This is a genomic window from Aeribacillus composti (assembly GCF_031760945.1).
GTDB classification, from domain to species: Bacteria; Bacillota; Bacilli; order Bacillales; family Aeribacillaceae; genus Aeribacillus; species Aeribacillus composti.
Window position 1 is genome coordinate 1,964,582 of record NZ_CP134501.1, and the last position, 26,072, is coordinate 1,990,653.

A 26,072-nucleotide genomic window follows, 5' to 3' on the forward strand; every position below is an offset into this window, starting at 1 on the left:
AATAGAAAGGAGCGGGAACTCATCTTCTCGCTCCTTGTTTTAATTGTGATAGTTTGATAAACACATCCATCAACGTTTTATAGCCTGATTCAACAAACATTTTTACATATTCACACCAGATCGCGGCTGTCATTTTTGCATCTTCTAAGGCGTGATGACGCTTTTGGACCGGGATGGAAAAAAACCGGCAGCATTCATCTAAACTTACGGCAATTTGTTCTCGCTGAACGAGCTGGAACAGCATGGCTGTATCCACAATCCGATGTTTAAATGGAATGCGGAAATGCTCCTTATTAGCTTCTGTAAGAAAATTTTTTTCATGATTGGCATGATGGGCGACAAGCGTCCGATTTTCTGCAAATTGATAAAAACGAATCAATACTTCCGATATAGGGGGAGCAGCTCTTACGTCTTCTTCAACAATTCCTGTCAATTTTTTTACATCAACGGGAATTTCCCCTTCATACTGAACAAAAGAGTAAAATGTATGCTTTTCTTCAATCTGCATGCCGTGAACTTTAACTGCTCCAATCGAAAGAATTTGATCCCCTTTTTCCGGAAAAAAACCTGTTGTTTCCAAATCAAGCACAACAACGTCCAGCTCCTTAAGAGGAGTTGACAAGCTTTCCTCCCGCTTTAAGTCTTGTTCCATTTTCCGCAAAAACGCTGCATGCTGAAGATTTGTTTCAAGACCTGTAAATGCTGAAGATTGCATTTTCCCCTGAAATTGCTTCATCAAGTGAAAAAAAGATGGAAGTTTCATGGATTAACGCCCTTTTCAATGATGGATTTCGTTTCATTCATCAATTTTTTTCCGCCTAAAATGATTTTTTTTAGCCTTCCTTTTTCTTCTTTTGATAAATCCTTTAAAGAGAGGTAATGAACTTCATCATATGTGTTCGCTTTTAATGAATTTTTAAAATGAATCGTTACTAATTCTTGAAAATATGTGTGATATGGAGATAATACATGACGAAAATACTCCTGCTTCATCAGAAGCTGAAACCTCGACAGCGTAGACGTATCCAACAATCGTTCTTTGATCGCCAATAAGCGGACAGAATTAATGTAAGGCAATAACCCGGCCTGTTTTAAATCAATAGCGCCTGAATGAGGGCCGTATGTTTCAGGAAGCAGCTGATGAAAAATACCCACCCCTTTTTTGACATGCATTGTGTTGTTTAACAATCGACCGAGAAAATCAGGATTATATTGAATATATTGGAAAATTTGGTTTTTCAGTCGATGAATCGATTCGGATTGTCCGATGATCATACGCGCATCAAAAAAGATTAATAAATAGCGGATAGAATCAAATGTTTCATCCTGCAGCCATTTATTGATCTGATTGCTCCAGCTTTGTTCCGATCGGCACCATAAAGAAGTTGAACACATGACATTTCCTTCGCAGTAAGGATAACCGATGACGTTCAAGCCGAATGAAACTTCTTTTCCAAGCAGCAAAAAGTAGTCGAGAGCTTCTTTCTCATTGGAATGAAAAATGAGTCCGTGGTCTTGATCGCTTATTTTCGCCTGCTCGCCTCTTCCGCCGCTTCCGACTAAAAACCAAGTAAATTCACAAGGCGCAGGGCCGTATTTCTTTTTTACAATCTCGAAAGAAAGATGGAAGGATTGTTTCATAACCTGATCGTGTATACTGTTTAATTCCGTCACTGTTTTCGCTTTTTGCAAATGGCTGTTGCGCCATTCCTTCAATTGTTTGTAAGGATTCCCCATGTGTATAAAAATCCCCTTTTTTATAAATAAGCGTACAGATGATACATCATCCATACGCTCTTGCGGTTAGCTTCCAAGCTTTTGTTCATTGGATTCAAATGCTTCCGGATACCCATAAACTCCGTGCTCGCTTAAGTCCAAACCGATCATTTCTTCTTCTTCTGTCACCCGCAAGCCATTGAGCAATTTTTTCATCACAGCTAAGATGACGAATGAAACAACAAAGGCGTATAAACCTGAAGTAAACACTCCCAATGCTTGAATGCCGAGCTGAGTAAGGCCTCCGCCGTAAAACAATCCAGGGTTACCAATAGTTGCTAATTCAGGGGTTGCAAAAAATCCAGTTGATAAAGTGCCCCAAACACCAGCTACTCCGTGAACAGACAAACAATAAATCGGATCATCAATTTTAACTTTATCAAAAAACTTCATACTAAAATATACGAGAATTCCAGCTATTAGCCCGATTACGACAGCAGCCCATGTGTCGACAAATGCACAAGATGCGGTAATGGCGACCAATCCTGCAAGCGCTCCGTTTAACATTGTCGGTATATCAGCTTTTCCGCCAGCGATCCATGAAATGATCAAGGCGCTTACGGCTCCTGCTCCGGCAGCTAAATTCGTGTTCAAAGCAACAAATCCAAAAAATCCATCCTCAACTGTAATCGTGCTTCCTGCATTGAAACCGAACCAACCAACCCATAAAATAAGTACGCCTAGAGCTGTATAAACTTGGTTATGTCCATAAATATTATTAACAGAACCATCTTTGTTATATTTACCGATCCGAGGTTTCAACAAGATCGTTGCAGCCAAAGCTGCCATTGCACCTGTCAAATGAACAACGGTAGAACCTGCAAAATCTTGTTTTCCATGTTCTGACAGCCATCCTCCGCCCCAAATCCAATGAGCAACAACTGGATAAACAAGTGCGGTAAACAATACAGAAAAAATTAAATAAACTGAAAGTTTCGCCCGTTCCGCAAATCCAGCAAAAGCAATGGCTAGAGAAACTCCGGCAAAGGCTAACTGGAATACAAAAAAGACGGATGTTGAAAGAGATAATCCATCTATTTCATATCCTGAATAAAAAAAGTCAGACATTCCTACAAAAAAGTTGCCGTTCTTCCCAAAAATAAATCCATAGCCGACTGCCCAGAAAACAATGGAGGCAATTCCGAATGTAAAAACAGTTTTTCCGGCAATATGTCCGGCATTTTTCATTCGTGTAGAACCCGCTTCGAGCAATATAAATCCTGCTTGCATAAAGATGACCAAAATAGCTCCCAGCATCACCCATAAACTGTTCATTAACGTTAATGAGTCCATAGCACAACCTCCCATGTAATTATTTCTTCTTAATCATGTTATAAAAAATAACATAAGAAGTATATCTCTATTTTTACACCTGTTTTATTTTAATGTCAATTCATTTTCCATAATTTTTCGAAAAAGTATGTTAGAAAATCTAACATAAAAACAAAATTAGACAATAGTTTATTTTTTCCGACAAAACGTTTATGATAATAAAAACAGTATTTAAGGAGGGTTTTATGAGAAAGGTTTTCTTAATATTCGCAATTATTTGTTTGATGCTTTTTTCAGGATGCGGCAGCAAAGGTCAGGCAAATGAGCAAAACACGGTCAAAAAAGAAAATGTGGATGATTCGCCACAATCTATACAAGCTGCTCCCAAAAAAGTGGAGCCGACCGAATCGCTCGTCACTGTTTCTGCAATAGGTGATGTTCTCATACATAGCCAGCTTTTTAAAGATGCGAGGACCGGGAGCGAATCATACAATTTTAAGCCAATGTTTGCAACAGTAAAACCTTTGCTCTCAAAAAGCGACTTAGCCATCGCCAACCAAGAATCGATCATTGGGGGAACAGAACTTGGAATCTCCAGTTATCCGTTGTTTAATAGCCCATTCGAAGTGGCAGATGCGCTAAAAGATGCTGGCATTGATATCGTCTCAACGGCAAACAATCATAGTTTAGATAAAGGAGAAAAAGGTATTTTAAATGCGATTCAGCATTATGAACAAATCGGGCTACCGTATGTAGGGAGCTTTAAAAACGAAGCGGACGCCAATACATGGAGAATTCAACAGGTCAACGGGGTGAAAATCGGCTTTCTTTCGTATACATATGGGACAAACGGTATTCCAGTTCCGAAAAATAAACCCTATTTAGTAAACCTTATTGATGAAGAAAAAATGAAAAGGGATTTAGACACACTAAATGGACAAGTTGATGTAACTATTGTTAACATGCACTGGGGAGAAGAATATCAATCCTTTCCAAGCGACGCTCAAAAACAGTGGGCGCAGCTGCTAGTCGATCATGGTGCAGACATTATCATCGGTCACCATCCTCATGTATTGCAGCCGATCGAATGGCTGGAAGGAAAAAATGGAAACAAGAGTATCGTTGTGTATTCGTTAGGCAACTTCTTGTCTGGCCAAAAGGGAGATGGAAAAGACATCGGAGGGATTTTTTCGATTGATGTAATTAAGCGGACTGATGCTAACGGTACGACACTGACTTTGAAAAATCCGCGTTTACTCCCTACCTACGTTACCAAAAATAAAAATCATCATTACTATGTTGAATTGCTGGACCGCATCGACAAAAACGCCTATGAAAAAGTGATGAAGCATATGCATCAATGGTTGGAAACGAAAGAAGTGACGAACTCTATCCAGTAGAGTTTATTCATGGAAAGAAAGCTTTTCATGTAATATAATGTAAACAGGAAGCTGATATTAGGAGTGACAAAAATGAAACTGAATATTACCGATGATGCAGCAAAATGGTACAAGGAAGAATTGGAGTTAAACGAGGGAGATGCAGTCCGCTTCTTTGTCCGATATGGCGGATGCGGTCATGTGCAAAGCGGATTTTCCCTTGGAATTGCAAAAGAAGCACCAAATCAAATCGGAATAAAAGCCGAAAAACTAGGGGTCACATTTTATGTTGAACATGATGATTTATGGTATTTCGACAATCATGACGTGACCATTCAATTGGATGAAAAAATTCATGAACCTGTTGTTCGTCTTATAAATTAGCAAATCGATTGAAAGCATGCTATAGGTCGAAAAACAAGTCTTTGTCAAAGAGCTGTTCTAGTAGCCGAAGCATGCTATAGTCAGTAAAAGAAACCCAACCGCAAATTTAATTTGCCGATTGGGTTTCTTGTTTCATCTCATCATTTTTTACTCAAATCTGACTTCCACATGATGCCCGTCAAATCTTTTATTTTTTCAGCAATTTAAATCTTCTTAAATGATCGGTTAGCTGATATTTTTGCAGGATTTCTACTTGTTTTTCCCCCAGCAGGTCAAAATGCGGAAAATCTTTATGATGATGAATCCACTCCATTTTCAAACCGTTTTCGTTTCCCCATTCTATTAAATGCTTTATATTGCTGCATCCGACCTTTGTTACAGAATGATAATCCGGAAACCGTTCATCATACCAATAATGCGTTAAAAAGGCGATTTCCCCTTTCCGCACTTTTTTCTTCCACTCAGCAAGCTCCTCTTTCTTGATTCCAAAGGCCAATCTTTATCTCTCCTCTTTCATCGCTTTTACATATGCTTCGTGCCATTCAGGATATAATTTCTTAAATACAACTGGGCGAAACGTTTCTTTTTTTACGCAAACATGGCTGGAAAAACCTTTTGCTGCCAATTCGCCATGAGAATTAAAAATTTCGTATCCATATACTGTTTTAATTCCGTTATATTTCTCAATCCACGTATGTATTATTGCCTTTTCACCGTATGTAATCGGTTTTTTATATTCGATTTGAATATCCACGACAGGGGAAATTATTCCGTCTTTCTCCATCGCTGCATACGAAAAGCCAAGATCTTGGATCAGCTTCGTCCGTCCAACTTCCATCCATATAATATAATTGGCATGGTACACGACACCCATTTGATCGGTTTCCGCATAACGAACTTCTATTTCTTTTGATGAAACAAACATAAGCTTCTCTCCCTTGCAAAAAATGAAATCGATCGAAAAAGCCTGCATCAGCGTCTGTGATACAGGCTTTCTATTTTAGGCCTTTTCAACTTTCTTACTTAAATTTTTTTGCGGAGTCTGTTTTTTATTCAAGCCGGTCCAACAAAGTTTGTCCCATTGTTGGCCGTTCATCAAATGAATTTAGAAGACAAAAATTTTCAATGAACAATTTTATTATAACATTTCCATTTGCAATCGAAAACTAAAATGGAATTATCAACCTAAATTGAAAGCTAGGAGTTTCGTTCACGGGCTTCATCTTTAATTTCTTGTCGCATCGCCTCAATGCTTTCTTCTCTGCGGCGATTTTTTGCCTCAATCTGTTCACGCTCTCTGTCGTTGGCAAACTCTAATGTTTCTTCTGCTCTTTCGATGTTTTCAATCGTATTTTGTACCATTTCCTGCAATTTTTCAACATTGTCGGAACGGTCATCACGATTTGTTCGATTTTGCATCAAATATTCTCCTTTCTGGGAAAAATTGTTTTATCGCCATTTCAAATATAGTTTGTGCATTTGATGTTAAATTATGAAACGAACCTGTTTCCTCAATGAAAAGGAGAAAAATGATGGAACCATAATTATATTATGTAAATTAAAAGGCGGTGGACATATGTCCTACTCGCCTTTTGTCTGAATCACTTGAGGATGCTCATTCGTCTTATTTTGCATTTTTTTCCCTTTGTTTCCACCGAATCCTCTCGGTTTTGTTCCGATATGATTCGGATTAAAATGAGACTGGATATCATTTGAATTTGTCATCAAACAATCGCCTCCTGCTTTTATTGTTTACCAATAAAGCAGAAAACATGCTGTCAAACACGACTGTTTGCTATCAGCTCGATTTTTCCAATTGCCGTTTTTCCAGCCTTTTTTCAAGTCTTTCTTCAATTTCATTCAATGCTTCACGGTCTTTTAGCAAGTTTTGCTTATTTTCCAACACAAGCTGTTTAAACGAAATTTTCGTTTTTTTCATTTTTTATCCCTCACTTCTTTTCTCTGTTACTTTTATTGTACAAAATATTCCGACACTTTCCCGTTGAAAATTTGAATGTTTAATGACAATATAACCAATAATGCAAAATTTCATACGTTTCAAAAAAACTCTTCTTTTGCAAAAAGAAAAAATCGGCAAAGTCAGCCGATTCTTTTTGATTCCCGAAAGGAAATCAGCGTCTTTTTATTTCAGGTTTAGTTTTTCTTTTATCGTTTTTTCATTTAATTCTCCCACTACTTTATCTTGTATGACTCCATTTTCATCAAGAAAAAATGACGTCGGATATGTAAGAATTTTATATCCACTGTTCATTTTATTTTTTGGATCAAGTAATATCGGAAACGTAAATCCAGCCTGTTGAACAAAATTTTCAACATCTTTTGCACTTTTCTCACTGGCAGTAAAGTTAACCGCGACAATCGTTACTTCATCTTGATGCTTTTCATATATTTTTTGCATGATCGGCATTTCTTTTTTACATGGTGGACACCAAGTGGCCCAAAAGTTTAAAAGTACTTTTTTTCCATAAAAATCGGAAAGCGATTTCTTTTCTCCATCCAAAGTCGTCACTTCAAAATTCGGAGCTTTGTTTCCTATTTCTAAACCGACTGTTTCCTTCTGGGAATTGATCCATTGCCATACTGCAATCGCTGCTAATACGATTAATAAAAAAACAGCAAGCTTTTGTTTCATAAACCATAACACCTCTGATTCAATACGATAGCATTTCGAAATGATGCCCAATTTCATCATATATTATTTTTGTGAAAAAAACAGTATTTCATATCAATTGTCTAATTTTAGCCAAAAAATAACGGGAACTATGAACAGTTCCCGCTTTTTTTCAATTATTATCCTTTTAATCTTTCTCTTAATACCATTTGTAAAATTCCGCCATGTCGGTAGTAATCAATTTCAACTTCACTGTCAAAGCGAACTAATACTTCAAACTCTTTTTTGTTTCCGTTCTCATCAGTTGCCGTTACTTTGATGTAATCGCGCGGTTTTACCGATTCATCAATGTGAACATCCAATACTTCTTTACCGGTTAAACCAAGTGTTTCCGCATTTTCGCCTTCTTTAAACTGAAGCGGAAGAACACCCATAAGAACAAGATTAGAACGGTGAATACGTTCGAAGCTTTCAGCGATAACCGTTTTGATTCCCAATAAGTTCGTTCCTTTAGCAGCCCAGTCGCGAGAGCTTCCCATTCCGTAATCTTTTCCTGCCAGTACAACAAGTCCTGTTCCGTCCTGTTTATATTTCATGCAAGCGTCATAAATAGACATTACTTCGCCTGTCGGCCAGTACGTTGTATATCCGCCTTCAGTTCCCGGTGCAATTTGGTTGCGAATGCGGATGTTTGCAAACGTACCTCTCATCATTACTTCGTGGTTTCCGCGTCTTGAACCGTAAGAGTTGAAATCTCTTGGCGATACACCTTTAGACAGCAAGTATTGGCCTGCAGGAGTATCTTTGCCAATCGCACCTGCTGGAGAAATGTGGTCTGTTGTGACAGAATCACCGAATTTTCCAACAACGCGAAGCCCTTTCAACGGTTCTACTTTACCAGGCTCAGGAGACAATCCTTCAAAGAATGGCGGATTTTGGATATAAGTAGACTCTTCGTCCCATTGATATAATGGCTCATCTGTTGTTTCAATGGCATTCCAGCGTTCGTTATCATCAAATACACGTTCATATTCTTTACGGAATAATTCTGGTGTAACAGTTTGTTTCACAACTTCATTAATTTCTTCCATTGAAGGCCAAATATCTTTAAAGTAAACATCGCTTCCGTTTTGATCCTTTCCGATTGGATCATTCAGTAAATCAATGTCAACAGTCCCTGCTAATGCATAAGCAACAACTAGAGGCGGTGAAGCTAAATAGTTACCTTTCACGAGCGGATGAATACGGCCTTCAAAGTTCCGGTTTCCGGAAAGAACAGATGTGACGAGCAAATCATTTTCAGCGATCGCTTTTTCAATTTCATCTGCAAGCGGTCCAGAGTTCCCGATACAAGTTGTACATCCGTAACCGACGAGGTTAAACCCTAATTTTTCAAGATAAGGCATTAAGCCAGAATTTTGAAGATAACCGGTTACAACTTTTGAACCAGGTGCCAATGATGTTTTTACATATTTCGGAACAGTCAATCCTTTTTCAACAGCTTTTTTTGCAACGAGACCAGCGCCTACTAAAACATATGGGTTTGACGTATTCGTACAGCTTGTAATCGCCGCAATAACGACTGCACCCGTTTTCATTGTTGTTTTTTCACCATTCGCAAATTCAACCGTTACTTCCTTATTAAGTTCTTCCGGCTGCAAGCCAAATCCTTGGTTTCCTTGCGGAGCTGTAAGAGCTCTATGAAATTCTTCTTTCATTTTTGAAAGAGGAATTAAATCTTGAGGACGCTTCGGACCGGAAAGATTTGCTTCAATTTGAGAAAGATCGATTTCAACTACATCCGTAAAAATAGGATCCTCTGCTTCAGGCGTGAAGAATAAACCGTTTTCTTTACAATATGTTTCCACTACTTTTACATGCTCTTCATCGCGACCAGTTAAACGCAAATATTCAAGCGATTCATTATCAACAGGGAAAAATCCGCATGTTGCTCCGTATTCAGGCGCCATATTCGCAATAGTAGCACGGTCAGCAAGCGGAAGCTTTGCAACACCAGGGCCGAAAAACTCCACAAATTTTCCTACCACGCCTTTTTGACGCAGTACTTGAGTTACTTTAAGGGCTAAATCTGTTGCTGTTGTTCCGTTAGGCAGCTCGCCAACAAGTCTTACTCCGATGACTTCAGGTACAGGGAAATAGGAAGGCTGTCCAAGCATTCCAGCTTCAGCTTCGATTCCGCCGACACCCCAACCTAAAACACCGAGTCCGTTAATCATGGTTGTATGGGAGTCTGTTCCAACTAACGTATCAGGATATGTTTCGTATTCTCCATTTTCACCTTCAACCGCATGGACAACGCTTGCTAAATATTCCAAGTTTACTTGGTGGACAATACCTGTTGCTGGCGGAACAGCACGGTAGTTGTCAAATGCTTTTTGAGCCCAATTTAAAAATTTATATCTTTCAGCATTTCGTTCGAATTCAAGATTCATGTTATATTGCAGCGCATCATCTGTTCCGGCACGATCCACTTGAACAGAATGGTCGATAACAAGATCAACAGGCTTTTCCGGATTGATTTTTTGTGGATCTCCGCCCATGTCAGCCATCGCTTTTCTTAATGAAGCTAAATCAACGACAGCAGGAACGCCGGTGAAGTCTTGCAAAATGACACGAGATGGTTTAAATGGAACATCCAAATTTTTAATTTCATCTGTTCCCCATTTCGCAAGGTTTTCAACATGTTCTTTTGTAATAACTCGTCCATCCACTTGGCGCAGGACTGATTCCAAAAGAACTTTGATTGAATAAGGCAAACGGGAAACTTGACCAATTCCTGCATCTTCTAGCGCTTTTAATGAATAGTAGTTGTACGTTTTTCCGTTAATTGAAAAGCTTTTTCTTGCACGGAAAACGTCATTTTTCTCTAACTGTTGCTGTGACATGTCATTTTATCCCCCTTTAAACGTAATTTCGACAAAAATGCCGAATATCTCCCCACTTTAAACATCACACATTTAAATCTTAATATACTTTTTATGATAAGTAAATATCAATGATGTTATCAATTATTATAAGAAATGCTTATTTCACTAAAAAATTTAAATATTTTCAGTATAATTTTTCTTGCTAATGAAAACGTTCGTATAAGAGAAAAAATAGTGAAAAACTACGGAAGCTCCGCCGCTTTCAAGTCTCATCCAAATTCACTTCCTGCACAATTCGATCTAAATCGCGCTTGTACTGTTCTAAATGCTTTCTCTGCGTTTCCGATGCAACTTCCAATGCATTTTGAATTTGTTCATACGCCTCATTAATTTCCTGGCGAAGATGCTTTAGCTGATGTCCATAATCAGAACTGTTTTTCGTTAGATTGACATGTACTTTATGAACTTCCACCATTCCTTGTTGCACTGCATCAAATGCTTGTTTTTTATTTTTATGGTACGGCAAATATAGCACTCCTTTCGTTTTTTTATCTTCTATAGTGTTTTTTTCAAGAAATCAATTTATTCTAAAATGAATGAATGATTTCAAAATCATTCAAACTAAACGACGAAAGATAACAATGCTATTCTTTACTATTAAATATTAAGGAGCGATGTATATGGCAAAAGATCAAGTACAAAATGATCAAAAACAAAACGTTCAAAATCGGAAGGGACAGCCAGAGCCGTTATCTGGATCGAAAAAAATAAAAAATCGAAATCATAGCCGCCAAAAACATAACTCGGAGCATGATTTATAAAAAAATGGGGATGTTTAATTGAAATGTCCCCAAGTAGACAGCGGAAATAATAAAAATGCTTTAAGCGGCTTGAGCTCTACATTCTAATGGGCTTAAGCCGTTTAATTTTTTTGATAACGTTCGTTATTATAAAACTGAATATTCCTTAATGGTCTGTTGTAACGCTTCAAACGTTTCATATCCCTCTTTCACATTATAAGGTTCGCCAAAAAGATTCCATTGGGCCGTTATCAATGCAACGTCCAACTCTTGTCATACTATGGCTTTTAAGCATATCATAAGTCTTTCTTCAGCTTATAGACGTCCCCTTTCATCTTATAGAAATGTTGAAATGATGTTTATGTTTTCAATGAGAATTTGACTTTCTGGACAGCCGCAGTTTTGAATTTATACACGTCTTTTCTACATATTATGTCTTGCGGAAATCCTTCGTTTATGGTTTTTCTTTAACGACGAATTTTTAAGTTATATCTATTTTTCATTTAGAACAATGTTTTTATTAATAATAAAAAGTTGATGACAAATGATTGAAATGAAAGTGGAATCTATCATAAAATATAGTAAGGTGAAAATGGAAGCTTTTTTTTCAGCAAATGACAGATATTGATAATATAAAATTTTTAAGTCTGGAGGCTGTCATGAACGGGCGTTTATATGAAATGTTAATTTATCCTTCCAAATCAGGCGATATTAAAATCAGTATTTACCGTGATGCAGTTGAATACCAAGTTTTCGCGGAAATTAATGACTGCTTTTCTGTCGGCCGTCATAAAAAGAAATTAGAAGCTGTGAGACGTGCTGTAAAAGAATTGATAGATGCATATGAGTCGATTAATCCTTAACGGTTTTCATCAACTTCGCCGAAGTGCACGAATTAATGGAAATGTTAAGGCGATGGGGGTGATTTCATGCTTGAAGGCTGGTTTTTATGGTTTATTCTCATATGGGTTGTGTTTCTTATAACTATGTTATCGATTGGCGGCTTCTTCATGTTTCGCAAATTTTTGAAACGGCTGCCGAAAGAAGACGGAAAATCTGAACTTGATTGGGAAGAGTATTATATTCAACAGACTCGGCATTTATGGTCAGAGGAACAAAAGGCGTTGTTAGAAGAATTGGTTGCACCGGTTCCAGAGCTTTTCCGCGATGTTGCCAGACAAAAAATCGCAGCAAAAATCGGTCAACTGGCATTAGAAGAAAAAGCTCCATCTATTACGCAAGATTTAGTCATTCGAGGCTATATTATCGCAACTCCAAAACGGGACCATAAATTTTTAATTAAAAGACTAAAAGAAAAAAATATCGACTATTCCAAATATGAAGCACTCTTTTAAACAAAAACATAAGCCTTTCGGGGATTTGTCCCGAAAGGCTTATTTATATAGAATAAACGGTAACCTGCTTTAAACAGCCGGCAGCTATATGTATTTTTTACGTTCCGTTCAGTTGATTTTTCAGTTTTTTATACGAAATGAACATCGCAATTCTCCAAGGCACAATCATTCCAAAAGCCAGCAGCCAGAACATACCGCTTAATTCGCCAACATCGATAGACGCGCTTAAATAAGATTTTAGCAGAATTCGTACAACTAACAGACCAATCAAAATGTAAACAAAAGCTTTTGACCTTTTTAAATAGATTTCTTCTCCCCGAACTTCAAAAGTAGAGGTTTTTATTAAAAAAATCGAAAAAATCAGCCCGACTGTCAACGCCTCTAAAATTTCCATCGGCGTTATGCGGAATTGCGGAAATAAATACATAAGGGCTCCAGTGCTCATAAAGATCGGAGGCAAAATAATTTTTTTCGCTGTCGCCGGCTTTTTAGCAGCCTTTGTTCTGATCATAATTACGACAATGCCCATTAATACAGCCGTAATAGAAGACCAAATGACCATGCAGAACCATCCTTTTATTTTCAGCTTCTTTCTTTAATAATATTATAGAAAAAAAAGCAAAATGAAAAGGCTAATTCATAACTCTTTTGATGGCTTCCATCACACGATCTTCATCAAAAGGCTTTGTAATAAAATCGAGTGCTCCTGCTTCTATCGCTTCGATAACCATTTTTTGCTGTCCCATTGCCGAACATATAATGATTTTCGCATCAGGAAATTCCTGTTTAATTTTTGTAATAGCCTCAATGCCGTTCATTTTCGGCATTGTGATATCTGTGATTAATACATCTGGTTGTAATTGTTTGTATAATTGTACCGCTTCGATGCCGTTTTCCCCTTCTGCAACAACCTCAATACTATGCTTTTTCAAAATGTCCTTTAATGTTTCCCTTAAAAATTTCGCATCGTCAACGATCAATGCTTTCAAATTAATTCCACCTCAATTATCCTCGCAAACTAAATCCTTTGATATTATACTACTTTCTGTCACAAAAAAGTACCGAGAGGTTTAAAATATTGTCAAAAATCTCGTTTTTCTCTTAAATGACTAAAAATTAAAACCCGGTTGGTAAAAATATAAGAATTTTGTTCATCCAATTAATAATTTTAGTCATCCAATCAAAAAACAGCAGAATTCCCATGAAAATCATGAATATGCCTCCAATTTTCATGATTTTCACATTATGTTTTTTGATCCAATTCATCCGCCCGATGAAGAATGATAAAATAAAGAACGGTACTGCAAAGCCTAGCACATATGCTGTCATATACAGAACTCCAGAACTAGGATTGGTTGCCGCTAAACCGATTACTACCATAAGAATTGGGCCCGTACAGGGAGTCCATCCAGCTGCAAACGCCATACCAATCAGAACAGATCCAAGAAATCCGGCTGGACGATTTTTGAATTCAATCCTTCTTTCCTTCATTAAAACATCAGGTTGAAAAACACCGAGAATAACGAGTCCAAAAAAGATAATGAGGATCGCTCCTATTTGTCTTATCAGATCTTGATAGTTCAAGAAAAAGTTTCCAATCAAGGATGTGCCGAATCCCATTGCGATAAAAATGGCAGAAAAACCAACTAAAAAAAAGAAAGTATGTAATAAGCTTCTTTTTTGCAGCATAGCGTTTTCAGTTTTCAACTCATTAACCGATACCCCAGTTATATACGATAAAAAAGCAGGATATAAAGGCAAGCTGCACGGAGAAATAAACGATAAAAAACCTGCTCCAAATGCTAAAAACACATTAATTTCCGACATTTTGCTGCTCCTTCCAAAAGATTTACCTCCATCCATTCTAACAGATCATTGAATAAATGTTTAAAAGAACGTTTGACATTTTCCGCACATTATTACAATGAACCTTCTCCCGCCATGAATGACTATTTTTACAACTTCTTACAACGAAAAAAGAATTAATCTTACCTTGAGAAAGGAAAGACTAATTCTTACTTCACAATTCCGTTATAAAACAACGCATATATTAAATAGTATAGATAAAAATTACATGATGTCAAAAAATATGATTGGTCATCATGAACTAATTTAATGAAACATCATTCAATAATGCCTGAGACGAAATTATTTTAATTGATTTTGCATCGCTTTCATCATTTGATTGATTTTCTTCTGGGACGGTTTCATTCCCATTTGCATCATCATCATTTTCAACATTTGTTCGTTAATAGGTGGATTTTTCTTCAAATAATTCATCATATACTTTCGAGCGATAAAAAAGCCTAGCGCTACGCCGGCAAGTAATGCCAGAACAGCGATTAATATCGCCAGCCAAAGTTCCATCTTATTTCCTCCTTCATGTTGTCTATCATACAGTGTACTAAACCATATGACATTATACAATATTTCATTAGCAAATTTCCTCAACTTTAGACAAATTTTCTTTCTTTAATTGGACTCAGCCACCCGTATCGTTCATTTGTAAAATCCATGGCAAAAAAATAAGGATCAAATTTTCCCAATATATCAAAAAACAATAACTCACCGTCAAAGCTGCCGGTACAAATCATTTCAATATACCGTTCCTTTAAAACCATAGTAGCTTGTCCTTTTTGATTTTCCATTTGGATGGCGTGAATCGATGATACCTTTTGATAATGGTTTCGGTGAGACAAGAATGACTGAAGCAGCAAATCTATTTCTGAAATGGGAATGGCTCTTGAAATATAATTGACTTGCCTTTCCAATTGTTCAAAAATAGGATGCGTTTTCCTTGTCCAAAAAAATTCTTGATATAACTGAAAAATTTTCGATTCCCTATGATAAAAATGCTCAGCAAATTCCTTTTTTATCAAATACAAATAAAAGTGCCTCATGCGCTCACCTCATTGTTACATTCCTTTTTTGCTATTATAAAGCAAGGAATGTAAAAGGTTTGTCTTATGGTGGCGGATAGAGGCACTAATTTTGGCGATTATTTCCGAACTAATTCTTTTACTTTTTCGACAACATTTTCAACAGTAAAACCGTACTCGCTTATAATTTTTTCCCCAGGTGCAGATGCTCCAAACTTGTCGATAGCTAAGATTTCACCTTCAGATCCGACATAGCGCTCCCAGCCAAGCGAAGATGCCATTTCGATCGCAAGACGCTTCGTTACGCTGCTAGGAAGAACTGATTCTTTATAATCTTTTGATTGCTTTTCAAAACGGTCCCATGACGGCATGCTGACGACTTGCACATCAATTCCATCAGATGCAAGAATTTGTTGAGCTTTAATAGCTAATGCTACTTCTGAACCTGATGCAAGTAGAAGAGCATCCGGTTGATCCGATTTCGCCGGTGAAATGACATAAGCGCCTTTTGCAACACCTTCTTCAGCATTTTCTTTCGTACCTTTAATAGTTTCTAAATTTTGGCGCGTTAATACTAATGCAGTCGGTGTTGATTTAGATTCCAGCGCAGCCTTCCACGCAGCTCTTGTTTCATTTCCATCAGCTGGACGAATGACAGAAAGATTCGGCATTGCTCTCAAAGAAGCTAATTGTTCAATCGGCTCATGTGTTGGTCCGTCTTCTCCAACCGCTATGCTGTCATGAGTGAACACGTAAGTTACAGGGAGATTCATTAATGCTGCTAAACGAATCGCTGGCCGCAAATAGTCAGAGAAAACAAAGAACGTTCCGCCAAAAACACGTAAACCTCCATGCAGAGCCATACCGTTCAATGCTGCTCCCATGGCAAACTCTCTGACACCAAACCAAATGTTTCGTCCGCTGTAATCTTCCGCAGAAAAGTCTCCTGAACCTTTTATTGTCGTTTTGTTTGATCCAGCTAAGTCTGCAGATCCCCCAAAGAAATAAGGAACTTTTTCAGCTATTGCATTTAATACTTCTCCAGAAGAAGAACGGGTTGCAACGCTTTTTCCTTCTTCATAAAAAGGTAAAGATTGATCCCAATTTTCTGGCAATTCACCATTGATTGCTGCCTTTAACTCTTTTGCAAGTTCAGGATATTCTTTCTCATACTTTTCAAACAAATTATTCCATTCAATTTCTTTCTGCTTTCCACGTTCTTTTACATTTTTCTCAAAATGCTCATAAACTTCTGCTGGAACATAGAAATCTTCTTCAAATGTCCATGCATAGGCTTCTTTTGTCAATTTTGCCTCTTCTGGACCTAACGGCGAACCATGAACGGAAGAAGTGCCTGCTTTATTCGGCGAACCATATCCGATTGTTGTTTTTACTTCAATTAATGTCGGTCGTTGTTCATCCAATTTGGCTTCTTCAATGGCTTTCGAAATCTCTTCAATGTTGTTGCCGTCCTCAACGCGCAGCACTTGCCAGCCCATAGATTTAAAGCGCTCTTCTACATTTTCTGAGAATGATTTATTTAAATCCCCATCTAGGGAAATATCATTCGAATCATAAAGAACAATTAATCGTCCAAGCTTCAAGTGACCAGCTAAGGAAGCTGCTTCAGAGGAAATCCCTTCCATTAAGTCACCGTCACCGCATATGACGTATGTGTAATGATCAACAATATTGTATCCTTCTTTATTGTATGTAGCTGCTAAATGACGTTCTGCCATCGCCATTCCAACGGCCATTGCTATTCCTTGGCCTAATGGTCCAGTTGTTGCGTCAACGCCAGGTGTATGTCCGTATTCAGGATGTCCAGGTGTTTTGCTTCCCCATTGACGAAACGACTTAATATCATCCATGGAAAGATCATAACCCGATAAATGAAGCAAGCTGTAAAGCAGCATCGACCCATGTCCGGCAGATAAAACAAAGCGATCTCGATTAAACCAATTAGGGTTTTCAGGGTTAATGTTCATAAATTTCGTCCACAGCGCATAAGCCATTGGTGCGGCGCCCATTGGCATTCCAGGATGTCCGGAATTCGCCTTTTCAATCGCGTCAATGGATAATGTTCGAATCGTCATGATGGATAAATCTTGAATGGAATGAGTCACCATTATCATCCTCTCATCTGTATTTTCAGTTTATAATCTTATCTTTATTGTTGCAATAAGGCAACACCCATCCGTTAATGCAGCCTTTTATTTTTAAATTTTTTCAATTTTTCCGGTGTAACATCATTACCTTTCGGATCAATCACTGTAACATTTTTTAAGGTGTTTTGAAAATCCCGACGAAACGACTCTAAATATTCCTGCCTTAATTGCTGCTGCTCAAGCTTTTCCTCTTGCGTCAATCCTTCTGACTTAGACTTTTTAGATAGTTCATTAATACGGTTAAGTTTTTCTTTTGAAATCATAAGCTGAACCCCTTGTATATTTTTGCCGCGCTCTTTTATCATACTAAATGCGACCACTAATGACAACAATTATTGCTATGATTCTCCTTTTTCTGACAAAAATTGTTGATATCTGCGATGGACAGTAGCTTTTGAAACGTCATAGCCGAATCCTCTTAATGTTGCCGCTATTTCTGAAAATGTCAGGCCGTTTTTCCGCAATCGGTCAATCTCCTCGATCGGAACTTCTTTTCGCTCTCTTTTATAGGAAGAATTTCTATTCTTTAAATTTTTTTCAGGCCTGTACCCATTTTGTATAGCTCTCAACATTCCCCGCTTTATTTTCAAATTATGAATTTTTCGTTGATATTCTTCGACAATTCCTATGATTTCAAGCACCATCGTGTCTGATTCAGACAGTTCCATCTCCCCGCGATGGGCAGCGGTGAAAATTTTCACACCTTGTTTCAAAATGGAATGGACAATGGCGATTTTGGCATTCCCTCTGCCAATTCTTGTTTCATCCTGTATTAATACCGCTTCAATTTCTTTCTCCTCAATCAATTCCAGCAGTTGAAAAACCCCTTCACGATCAACATCATACCCGCTCGCTTTTTCTTCTATCACTTCAACAACTTCCATACCGTTTTCAGCTGCGAGCTTTAACAGCTCGTCCTTCTGTCTTTTCAAAGATGTTTCCTGCTCATCTTTTTCAGTGCTGACTCTTGCATAAACGACTGCTCTCATGTTAAATGCTCCTTGCGGTTATTCTTTGTTTGCCAAATATTCAGCATTGTAGTATTTATTTTTTTCAATCGGAATGACGATTGTTTCCCCCGGTTTTACAACAAGGCTTTGGAGATTGTTTCGCTCCTGAACCCATTTAACAAACTCTGAATGAGACATATTGTCATATTCTTTATATTCATCAGCGATTTTCCACAAACTGTCCCCTTCCTTCACTTGAACCTCCAAATAATGATCGAGCTCTTCCCTTTCTCCAGTATACGAAATCGCCAAAACTGCCGCCATGATGACAAGGAAAAAAGAAACGATGTAAGACCATGATAATTTATCCATTTAGAACCGCCCCCTGAAACAGAATATTTGTTCGGTTTTTTGTTTTTAAGTATAAAAGGGAACACATGTTTCTGTCAAGCAAATATTCGAACTTACGTTTGCTTTTTTGGAAAAATCATGCTATAATCGACACAAATTGATATGACTGAGGTGCTTGACATGTCAACAAAATTATCTAAGAGACAACAAGATATTTTGAACTTCATTAAGGAGGAAGTAAAAAAGAAAGGATACCCTCCCTCTGTAAGAGAAATCGGCGAAGCGGTCGGTCTTGCCTCCAGTTCAACTGTTCACGGGCATTTAGCAAAGCTTGAGAGCAAAGGACTGATTAGAAGAGACCCCACAAAGCCGAGAGCCATTGAAATTTTGGACGATGATGGCAGCCACCTTCTAACAAACAATGTGATCAACGTGCCGGTCATAGGAAAAGTGACGGCTGGTATTCCGATCACTGCCGTTGAAAACATCGAAGAATATTTTCCGCTTCCGAATCATATTGCATCAGGTGATGATCAACTTTTCATGCTTGAAGTAGTCGGAGAAAGCATGATCGAAGCAGGCATTCTGGACGGAGATTTAGTTATTGTCAGACAGCAGCAAACAGCCAATAACGGCGACATCGTTGTCGCGCTCACAGACGACAATGAAGCGACCGTAAAAAGGTTTTTCAAAGAAAAAGACTTTATACGGCTTCAGCCGGAAAACCCAACAATGGAACCGATTATTTTAAAAAATGTGACAATACTCGGAAAAGTGATCGGGCTATACCGTTCCATACACTGAATATTCGATGTCTCAAAACAGGTGAGGCATCCTTTTTCTTTTTATAAAATTTTCAAAATTCCCTCTCTTAGCGATGTTAAATTTTTAAAAATGTTTTCTAATCAATATGTATGCAGACAAGCTAGATTCAATGAAACAAATTTCAGGCGCCTTCTCCGCGCCTGCATGCAAAGCTATTATGCAACAATTCTCAACAGTCATTGTTTTTTGATTTATTTTGTTGTAGAATTTTTTATTGTAGATTTCGCTTCCTTAGCCAGTGCCGGGATGATTTACTGAATTGTTTGAATTCTTCTAACTGCTTAAATTTTAGGTATAGGAGAGGTGCTATGAATCAATTACTTATGAAACAAAGTGAACTGGAAAATGCAAAGCAATATGTCAATGAAGTATTTCAATCCGTGCAAGAAAAAAATCCGAATGAGCCTGAGTTTCTTCAAGCTGTAAAAGAAATATTTGACTCGCTTGTGCCTGTATTTGCTCAACATCCTACATATATAAAGCACGGAATACTTGAAAGAATTGTTGAGCCGGAAAGATTGATCATTTTTCGCGTTCCATGGGTGGATGACGAAGGAAAAGTGCGTGTAAACCGCGGATTTAGAGTGCAATATAATAGTGCAATTGGGCCATATAAAGGAGGCTTGCGCTTTCACCCGACCGTCAACGCCAGCATTATTAAATTTTTAGGATTTGAACAAATCTTCAAAAATTCATTGACTGGGCAGCCGATCGGCGGAGGAAAAGGCGGATCTGATTTTGATCCGAAAGGTAAATCAGATGGGGAAATTATGAGATTTACACAAAGCTTTATGACAGAGCTTTACAAACATATTGGACCAGATATTGACGTTCCTGCCGGTGATATTGGAGTTGGCGCAAGAGAGATCGGATACTTGTTTGGCCAATATAAAAGAATACGCGGCGGATTTGAAGCTGGGGTGTTAACCGGAAAAGGCATTGGTTACGGCGGAAGCCTAGCGAGAACCGAAGCGACAGGGTATGGAACTGTTTATTTTGTTGAAGAAATGCTTAAAGACCATGGATTAAGCTTCAAAGGAAGCACAGTTGTTGTCTCTGGTTCTGGGAACGTTGCCATATATGCGATTGAAAAAGCAACACAATTAGGTGCAAAAGTTGTCGCATGCAGCGACTCTGATGGCTACATTTTTGATAAAAATGGAATTAATCTTGAAACGGTTAGAAGGTTAAAAGAAGTTGAAAGAAAAAGAATTAAAGAATATGTAAATGAACATCCTCATGCAGAATATTATGAAGGCTGTTCCGGAATTTGGTCCATTCCGTGCGATATTGCCCTCCCATGCGCTACTCAAAATGAAATCGATAAAAAAGCAGCTGAACTCCTTGTTTCCAACGGACTCAAAGCTGTTGGAGAAGGCGCCAACATGCCGTCTACATTAGAAGCGATCGACGTGTTTTTATCAAACAATATTCTTTTTGGACCTGCAAAAGCTGCTAACGCAGGCGGAGTTGCTGTTTCAGCATTAGAAATGGCTCAAAACAGCGCAAGATTATCTTGGAGCTTTGAAGATGTCGACGCAAAATTACGTGATATCATGAAGAACATTTACCGAAATTGCGTCAACGCTGCAAATGAATACGGCTGCTCCGGAAATCTTGTCGTCGGCGCTAACATTGCAGGATTTAAAAAAGTCGCTGATGCAATGGTAGAACAAGGAGTCATTTAAAAGATAGAAAAATGGTCATTTCCATCATTTATTCTTTATAGTGAGTAAACATATATGATAATCGCTAAAGCTTTACCTAACCTGCTTTGGCGATTCATCATGCTCACTATAATACCCCATCTTAACTTGAGTGAATAGAAATTGACATCACACCGATCCAAATTCACTCTTCTTTATTTCCACGATTGGATCAAATTTTTCCCTATCAGTGTATCCCATTCAATGAGAGAATTGAAGTTTTATGTCAGATTATCTTACATATTTTTTTACGCTGATGCCTGGATTGATTATCTCTCTTGTTTTTTAAATAAAAAAGACAGATTGCACTGATGTTTGTTTTTCTGCTTCATCTCTTCTTTACTCTCAATATTTTGTATCATCAAGTATAAAATTTATAGAAACAAAGTAACTGCTATTAAAATTGATTTTTCCAATTAAAGCATTTTATTATTGATATGGTTGCTCCTTTTATCCAGCGCCAATAACCTTCAGCACAAATACTTGTTCATCTAAAAAACACCGAATACGGCTGCCCATCCTCCAATGAAACGGCGGTATTTTCACTGACTGACTTTGGATAAGACGATTCGTTGACGATGTACTACCGACTTTACATGCATCACGTAAAAATGCTAAACTGAACGCAGACAAAATCGACATGCGCCCTAACCGAAAATACAGATCTTTTGCAACGCAAACATATTTCTGGAAGTCATTCGGGGGGGGGGGAACAAAATGATTTATCATTTAGCAGGAAAACTTGCAATATTGATCATTAAAATTTTTAGTTTGCTAGAAGTCAAAGGCAAGCAGCATATTCCGGCAGACCATCGTTTTATTGTTACATGCTCTCATCGCAGCTGGGTAGATGTAGTCTTGCTCGCCGCAGCACTTTTTCCAATTCATGTCCATTATATGGCCAAAAAAGAATTGTTTCAGAACACGCTCATAGGTTGGTTTTTGAAAAAGATGCATGCTTTTCCAGTTAATCGTGAAAATCCTGGACCGAGCGCACTAAAAATTCCTTTGAAACTGTTAAAAGAAAATAAAGTTGTTGGAATTTTCCCGAGCGGCACAAGAACAGACGAGGAAGTTCCTTTAAAAAGAGGCGCGGTTACAATTGCGATGAAAGCCGGCGTTCCCATATTGCCTGCAACCTATCATGGTCCAAAAAGTTTAAAAGATTTTTTTGCCGGGAAAAAAGCTGTCGTTGCATTTGGCGAACCAATCTATTTAGAGAAAAATGCAAATCAAATTGATGATGCGCTTCAACAGCTTGAACATAAGCTGAAAGCTCTTGAAAAAAGCATAAACGACTAAACATTGACGTTTCTGATCAGCTTGTCATTTTTAGACAAACTGATCAGAAAGCTAAAGGCGAAGTAAAGTTCTGATATTTTCATTTATCGATCTAGTTCGATCCACTTATTTGTCTTCAAAGGCGGTTTGTACGCACGAAGTTTATCTATTAATATAGAGGGATTGTCTGCAAAAATCATAAACTGTTTATGCGTTTCAGGCATGAAGCCTCCCTCTACCGCATTCTCAATCATCTGTTTTACCGGCGTGTAATAGTCATCGATATTTAACAACGCCACAGGCTTTTCATGAATCCCAAGCTGCCCCCAGCTAACCGCTTCAAATATTTCCTCAAAAGTACCATAGCCTCCGGGAAGAGCAATGAACGCATCTGAAAGCTCTCCCATTTTTGCTTTCCGCTCATGCATATCATTGACTTCATAAAGCTGAGTGAGATGCTTGTGGACAACCTCTCCTTGAAATAAATTCGTCGGCATAACGCCCAATACGGTGCCTCCTAACTCTAATACGGTGTTTGCAATCACTCCCATCAGACCAATGCTGGAGCCTCCATATACGAGCTCAAGCCTGTTTTTTACCAATTCTTCTCCCAGTTTGATAGCTGCTTCTTTATACTTAGGATTTGTTCCCGGATTCGATCCTGCAAAAACACAAACACGTCTCATATTACCACTCCTGCTTCTTCTCTAAACGTTCTGACGAATGAGAAAGTCCTATTAAAAGCTGTGAATGGGATATTTCCATCACAGCTTTTTTACAAAATTATTGAAAAATCTGACTGATTTTCTCTATTTCTTCCTTTGTTAACTGGACATCTAACGTTTTTAAATTGTCAAGTACCTGTTCCGGCTTCTTCGCACCAGGGATGATCGCATCGATGGAATCGACCGTTAAATACCATGCTAGCACAACGTGAGCAATTTCAGCATTTTTCGCTTCTGCGATTGGACGCAATTGCTCGACTTTTTCGAGATTACGCGCAAATGCTTCCCCTTGAAACAAAGGATTTTGTGCACGTGAATCATTGAACTTCTCATCTTTCGAATATTTTCCGCTTAATAGACCTGAGGCAAGTGGAAAATATGGTATAAACGATATTCCATTTTCCGCCGTGTAAGGAAGCAAATCTTTTTCTGCTTGTCGTTTAAATAAGTTATATTCGGACTGAATTACATCGACATACCCATCTTTGTTCGCTTCTTTTAATTGTTCGAGCGAGAAATTCGATACACCGATCGCACGAATTTTCCCTTCATCCTTAAGCTTCTTCAATTCACCGACAGCTTCATCCTTCGGTGTCGTTTCGTCCGGAAAATGAATGTAATATAAATCTATGTAATCCGTTTTTAAGCGTTTCAGGCTGCCCTCGACCGACTCGCGAAGGAAATCGGGAGAGTTATCAAGAACAACTTTTCCGTCTACAAATTTGTGAGCACCTTTAGTAGCAATGACTACTTCATCACGACGCCCAAACTCCTTGACGACTTCACCGATAATTTCTTCCGAACGCTCAGGACCGTAATAAAATGCCGTATCCAAAAAATTTATTCCATGATCCAAAGCTGTACGAACGATTTCTTTCCCAGTTTCATCGTCAAGGTTTGGAAAAATGTTGTGCCCGCCAACAGCATTTGTTCCAAGCCCGATTGGGTTCACATATATATCGGTCTTGCCTAATCTAGTCTTTTTTGTCACAATATTTCAACTCCTTTCATTAACATTATAACAAATTCTATCAGAAAAATCAGTTTTTTAACTAATAAGCTATTAAATATTATTATGGCTTTATAAATGAAATTATGAAAGGATTCTTTTATTCATTTTCAAGCAGCAGTTGCTCGACTGTTTATTGTTTGTTCCATTATGTTCAAATTCTTGAAGTTGTCTAAAGCACCATAAAAATATCTTAAGAGATTGCTGCCTGCTGCAATAACAAAATAAAGAGGCTCCCAAAAGTAGGGTTAACTGACTTTTGGGAGCATTATTTTAGAGACTTATCGGACATACAATTTTTTTCAATCTTTTTATATCCTTCAGAAGTCTTATGAAGGACTTTTCTTTTGCTCTCTTTCTTCATTAGGTTCTTCAAAAGTTTTATGACGGACATTCAGCACATACAATCGCTTCTTGTTGGACTTCATTGCCTCTATAAAGAACATTTATAAATTTTATTTCATTATTTTTGTCCTTCACAGTTGTATTTCTCAAAATCTTTCATTTTAGCAACTCGTCGGACAGCCCCACTGTTTGCTTGAAAGCAATTCCGTCCTTTACTTTCAATCTTTTTATTTAGAAGGATATTCTTTTTTTCGGCAATTATATCAATTAATTAAAACAGATAAAGCATTACTGAAAAATTGCAAATTAATGCCTCTGTCAAAACATTTATTTTGCGAATACTTATCTTGATTTCATAAAATCCACCGAACGCTCACGATTTTCTATTGTAAATCTTGTGGAATTCGGCAGCTCTGTTAATATATTTGATGCACAAGGTTCAAAGTTGATAAACATTTTTTCAAATATAAGAACTCCCGCACTTTGACGAAACTTTTTGCATTACGGATCATTTTTGATCCGCTTTGCGTGGAATTAAGCAGCTCTTTTGATATATGATGTACGAGCCTTGAGAATGACAAACATTTACAAATGAAAGAGCACGCCCAATTTCCTTCCGCATTTTGTTATAAACATTTTGGAATGACGGCTAATTGATTGCTGGCAACATTTTGATCCAATTTACTTGCTTTTATTGGTATCTTTCACAGCTTATTTTTGATAAAGCTGCCGGTACCAATTGGATGCTGCCTGAACTTCTGATAAAGTCAGCTCATGTCCTCCATTTTCCCAATGCAAGTGCACATTCGCGTTGTTATTTTCTAAAAATGTTTTAAGCTCTATTGATTCTTCAGGAAAGCAAATTTGATCACGCTTTCCAGCTGCAATAAAAACGTTTTTTCCTGAAAGATCCGGCAGATCCATCCCTCTTCTCGGCACCATCGGGTGATGCAAGATGGCTCCATTTAGCGCATCCCGAAAATGGAATAAAAGGCTGGCTGCTATATTTGCTCCGTTGGAATAACCGATTGCGATTACAGAATTTCGATCAAATCGATATGTTTGTGCTGCTTCATCTAAAAACGAGTTTAATTCCTTTGTACGGAAAACAAGATCTTCTTCATCAAAAACTCCTTCGGCAAGTCTTTTAAAAAAACGCGGCATTCCATTTTCAATTACATTTCCGCGCACAGCTAAAATCGATGCTTCTGGATCAATAATTTCTGCAATGGGAAGAAGATCAAACTCATTTCCGCCGGTTCCATGCAGCAATAGGAGAGTCGGTTTTGCCGGATTGCTTCCTTTTTGAAAAATATGTTTCATCGTTTTTTCTCCTTCTCAGCGTTT

31 protein-coding genes are annotated in these 26,072 nt (G+C 37.9%); 8 read left to right on the forward strand and 23 right to left on the reverse strand.

Annotated features, from left to right (window positions below; translation table 11 throughout):
• Positions 1–19: 19 nt before the first annotated feature.
• The 3 genes from RI196_RS09490 to RI196_RS09500 form a co-directional block, all read right to left on the reverse strand.
• A complete protein-coding gene (locus RI196_RS09490; RefSeq protein WP_311066127.1) occupies positions 20–763 on the reverse strand; it encodes an exonuclease domain-containing protein in 744 nt (247 codons plus the stop codon).
• Entirely contained in the window at positions 760–1,737 is a 978-nt protein-coding gene (locus tag RI196_RS09495; protein WP_311066128.1) for a DUF294 nucleotidyltransferase-like domain-containing protein, read from the reverse strand. Before RI196_RS09495 ends, RI196_RS09490 begins: the two co-directional genes overlap by 4 nt.
• A gap of 66 nt (positions 1,738–1,803) precedes the next feature.
• Positions 1,804–3,069, reverse strand: coding sequence for an ammonium transporter (locus tag RI196_RS09500; RefSeq protein WP_311066129.1), 1,266 nt, complete (start codon positions 3,067–3,069; stop codon positions 1,804–1,806).
• Positions 3,070–3,293: 224 nt separating this feature from the next.
• Here RI196_RS09500 and RI196_RS09505 point away from each other — a divergent pair, with 224 nt between their 5' ends.
• Entirely contained in the window at positions 3,294–4,448 is a 1,155-nt protein-coding gene (locus tag RI196_RS09505; protein ID WP_311066130.1) for a CapA family protein, read from the forward strand.
• 72 nt (positions 4,449–4,520) lie between these two features.
• The gene (locus RI196_RS09510) at positions 4,521–4,811 is read left to right on the forward strand and encodes a HesB/YadR/YfhF family protein (protein WP_063387686.1); all 291 of its coding nucleotides are present in this window, start codon (positions 4,521–4,523) and stop codon (positions 4,809–4,811) included.
• A 187-nt stretch (positions 4,812–4,998) separates the two neighbouring features.
• Here the strand turns inward: RI196_RS09510 and RI196_RS09515 are convergent, their stop codons facing one another.
• The 8 genes from RI196_RS09515 to RI196_RS09550 form a co-directional block, all read right to left on the reverse strand.
• Complete coding sequence (locus RI196_RS09515) at positions 4,999–5,307, reverse strand: hypothetical protein (protein ID WP_066248556.1); 309 nt, start codon at positions 5,305–5,307, stop codon at positions 4,999–5,001.
• A 3-nt stretch (positions 5,308–5,310) separates the two neighbouring features.
• Positions 5,311–5,736 (reverse strand): acyl-CoA thioesterase, encoded by a 426-nt coding sequence (locus RI196_RS09520; RefSeq protein WP_063387688.1) that lies wholly within the window; start codon positions 5,734–5,736, stop codon positions 5,311–5,313.
• A 272-nt stretch (positions 5,737–6,008) separates the two neighbouring features.
• Complete coding sequence (gene tlp, locus RI196_RS09525) at positions 6,009–6,230, reverse strand: small acid-soluble spore protein Tlp (RefSeq protein WP_063387689.1); 222 nt, start codon at positions 6,228–6,230, stop codon at positions 6,009–6,011.
• Between the two features lie 162 nt (positions 6,231–6,392).
• The gene (locus RI196_RS09530) at positions 6,393–6,536 is read right to left on the reverse strand and encodes an acid-soluble spore protein N (RefSeq protein WP_063387690.1); all 144 of its coding nucleotides are present in this window, start codon (positions 6,534–6,536) and stop codon (positions 6,393–6,395) included.
• 73 nt (positions 6,537–6,609) lie between these two features.
• Positions 6,610–6,750 carry an FbpB family small basic protein gene (locus RI196_RS09535; RefSeq protein WP_082829475.1) on the reverse strand — a complete coding sequence of 47 codons (141 nt, stop codon included), beginning with the start codon at positions 6,748–6,750 and terminating at the stop codon, positions 6,610–6,612.
• Positions 6,751–6,954: 204 nt separating this feature from the next.
• The gene (locus RI196_RS09540) at positions 6,955–7,464 is read right to left on the reverse strand and encodes a redoxin domain-containing protein (protein WP_066248554.1); all 510 of its coding nucleotides are present in this window, start codon (positions 7,462–7,464) and stop codon (positions 6,955–6,957) included.
• A gap of 158 nt (positions 7,465–7,622) precedes the next feature.
• A complete protein-coding gene (gene acnA, locus RI196_RS09545; RefSeq protein ID WP_063387692.1) occupies positions 7,623–10,349 on the reverse strand; it encodes an aconitate hydratase AcnA in 2,727 nt (908 codons plus the stop codon).
• Between the two features lie 244 nt (positions 10,350–10,593).
• Positions 10,594–10,857, reverse strand: a complete 264-nt coding sequence (locus RI196_RS09550; RefSeq protein ID WP_063387693.1) for a hypothetical protein — start codon at positions 10,855–10,857, stop codon at positions 10,594–10,596.
• 154 nt (positions 10,858–11,011) lie between these two features.
• Between RI196_RS09550 and RI196_RS09555 the strand changes: the two genes are divergently transcribed.
• The 3 genes from RI196_RS09555 to RI196_RS09565 all read left to right on the forward strand — a co-directional run bounded on the left by RI196_RS09555 (position 11,012) and on the right by RI196_RS09565 (position 12,486).
• Complete coding sequence (locus RI196_RS09555) at positions 11,012–11,152, forward strand: small acid-soluble spore protein P (protein WP_063387694.1); 141 nt, start codon at positions 11,012–11,014, stop codon at positions 11,150–11,152.
• Positions 11,153–11,790: 638 nt separating this feature from the next.
• Positions 11,791–11,994, forward strand: a complete 204-nt coding sequence (locus tag RI196_RS09560; RefSeq protein ID WP_311066131.1) for a hypothetical protein — start codon at positions 11,791–11,793, stop codon at positions 11,992–11,994.
• A 66-nt stretch (positions 11,995–12,060) separates the two neighbouring features.
• Positions 12,061–12,486, forward strand: coding sequence for a DUF2621 domain-containing protein (locus RI196_RS09565; protein ID WP_063387696.1), 426 nt, complete (start codon positions 12,061–12,063; stop codon positions 12,484–12,486).
• Positions 12,487–12,583: 97 nt separating this feature from the next.
• Here the strand turns inward: RI196_RS09565 and RI196_RS09570 are convergent, their stop codons facing one another.
• The 9 genes from RI196_RS09570 to yneA all read right to left on the reverse strand — a co-directional run bounded on the left by RI196_RS09570 (position 12,584) and on the right by yneA (position 18,855).
• On the reverse strand, positions 12,584–13,048 hold the full coding sequence (locus tag RI196_RS09570; protein WP_063387697.1) for a CcdC family protein: 465 nt from the start codon (positions 13,046–13,048) through the stop codon (positions 12,584–12,586).
• A gap of 70 nt (positions 13,049–13,118) precedes the next feature.
• Positions 13,119–13,475: a response regulator gene (locus tag RI196_RS09575; RefSeq protein WP_063387698.1), complete on the reverse strand. Its 357-nt coding sequence runs from the start codon at positions 13,473–13,475 to the stop codon at positions 13,119–13,121.
• A gap of 127 nt (positions 13,476–13,602) precedes the next feature.
• Entirely contained in the window at positions 13,603–14,313 is a 711-nt protein-coding gene (locus tag RI196_RS09580) for a cytochrome c biogenesis CcdA family protein (protein WP_066251214.1), read from the reverse strand.
• Between the two features lie 321 nt (positions 14,314–14,634).
• Positions 14,635–14,853, reverse strand: coding sequence for a YneF family protein (locus RI196_RS09585; protein ID WP_063388294.1), 219 nt, complete (start codon positions 14,851–14,853; stop codon positions 14,635–14,637).
• Between the two features lie 86 nt (positions 14,854–14,939).
• Complete coding sequence (gene sirA, locus RI196_RS09590; RefSeq protein ID WP_157727967.1) at positions 14,940–15,371, reverse strand: sporulation inhibitor of replication protein SirA; 432 nt, start codon at positions 15,369–15,371, stop codon at positions 14,940–14,942.
• A gap of 113 nt (positions 15,372–15,484) precedes the next feature.
• Entirely contained in the window at positions 15,485–17,494 is a 2,010-nt protein-coding gene (gene tkt, locus RI196_RS09595) for a transketolase (protein ID WP_066251217.1), read from the reverse strand.
• Between the two features lie 71 nt (positions 17,495–17,565).
• Positions 17,566–17,796: a DUF896 domain-containing protein gene (locus RI196_RS09600; RefSeq protein ID WP_066251255.1), complete on the reverse strand. Its 231-nt coding sequence runs from the start codon at positions 17,794–17,796 to the stop codon at positions 17,566–17,568.
• 75 nt (positions 17,797–17,871) lie between these two features.
• A complete protein-coding gene (locus tag RI196_RS09605; RefSeq protein WP_066251220.1) occupies positions 17,872–18,522 on the reverse strand; it encodes a YneB family resolvase-like protein in 651 nt (216 codons plus the stop codon).
• An 18-nt stretch (positions 18,523–18,540) separates the two neighbouring features.
• Positions 18,541–18,855 (reverse strand): cell division suppressor protein YneA, encoded by a 315-nt coding sequence (gene yneA / locus RI196_RS09610; RefSeq protein ID WP_063388298.1) that lies wholly within the window; start codon positions 18,853–18,855, stop codon positions 18,541–18,543.
• A 159-nt stretch (positions 18,856–19,014) separates the two neighbouring features.
• On the opposite strand from yneA, the gene lexA reads away from it, so the two are divergent.
• The 3 genes from lexA to RI196_RS09625 all read left to right on the forward strand — a co-directional run bounded on the left by lexA (position 19,015) and on the right by RI196_RS09625 (position 22,667).
• Positions 19,015–19,638, forward strand: coding sequence for a transcriptional repressor LexA (lexA, locus tag RI196_RS09615; RefSeq protein ID WP_063388299.1), 624 nt, complete (start codon positions 19,015–19,017; stop codon positions 19,636–19,638).
• Between the two features lie 329 nt (positions 19,639–19,967).
• A complete protein-coding gene (gdhA, locus tag RI196_RS09620) occupies positions 19,968–21,347 on the forward strand; it encodes an NADP-specific glutamate dehydrogenase (protein WP_094245873.1) in 1,380 nt (459 codons plus the stop codon).
• Between the two features lie 735 nt (positions 21,348–22,082).
• The gene (locus RI196_RS09625) at positions 22,083–22,667 is read left to right on the forward strand and encodes a lysophospholipid acyltransferase family protein (protein ID WP_066251223.1); all 585 of its coding nucleotides are present in this window, start codon (positions 22,083–22,085) and stop codon (positions 22,665–22,667) included.
• Between the two features lie 83 nt (positions 22,668–22,750).
• Here RI196_RS09625 and RI196_RS09630 read toward each other — a convergent pair whose 3' ends face one another.
• The 3 genes from RI196_RS09630 to RI196_RS09640 all read right to left on the reverse strand — a co-directional run bounded on the left by RI196_RS09630 (position 22,751) and on the right by RI196_RS09640 (position 26,048).
• Positions 22,751–23,332, reverse strand: coding sequence for an LOG family protein (locus RI196_RS09630; protein ID WP_066251226.1), 582 nt, complete (start codon positions 23,330–23,332; stop codon positions 22,751–22,753).
• 97 nt (positions 23,333–23,429) lie between these two features.
• Positions 23,430–24,362, reverse strand: coding sequence for an aldo/keto reductase (locus tag RI196_RS09635; protein ID WP_094245876.1), 933 nt, complete (start codon positions 24,360–24,362; stop codon positions 23,430–23,432).
• Positions 24,363–25,436: 1,074 nt separating this feature from the next.
• On the reverse strand, positions 25,437–26,048 hold the full coding sequence (locus RI196_RS09640; RefSeq protein ID WP_311066132.1) for an alpha/beta hydrolase: 612 nt from the start codon (positions 26,046–26,048) through the stop codon (positions 25,437–25,439).
• Between the last annotated feature and the right edge of the window lie 24 nt (positions 26,049–26,072).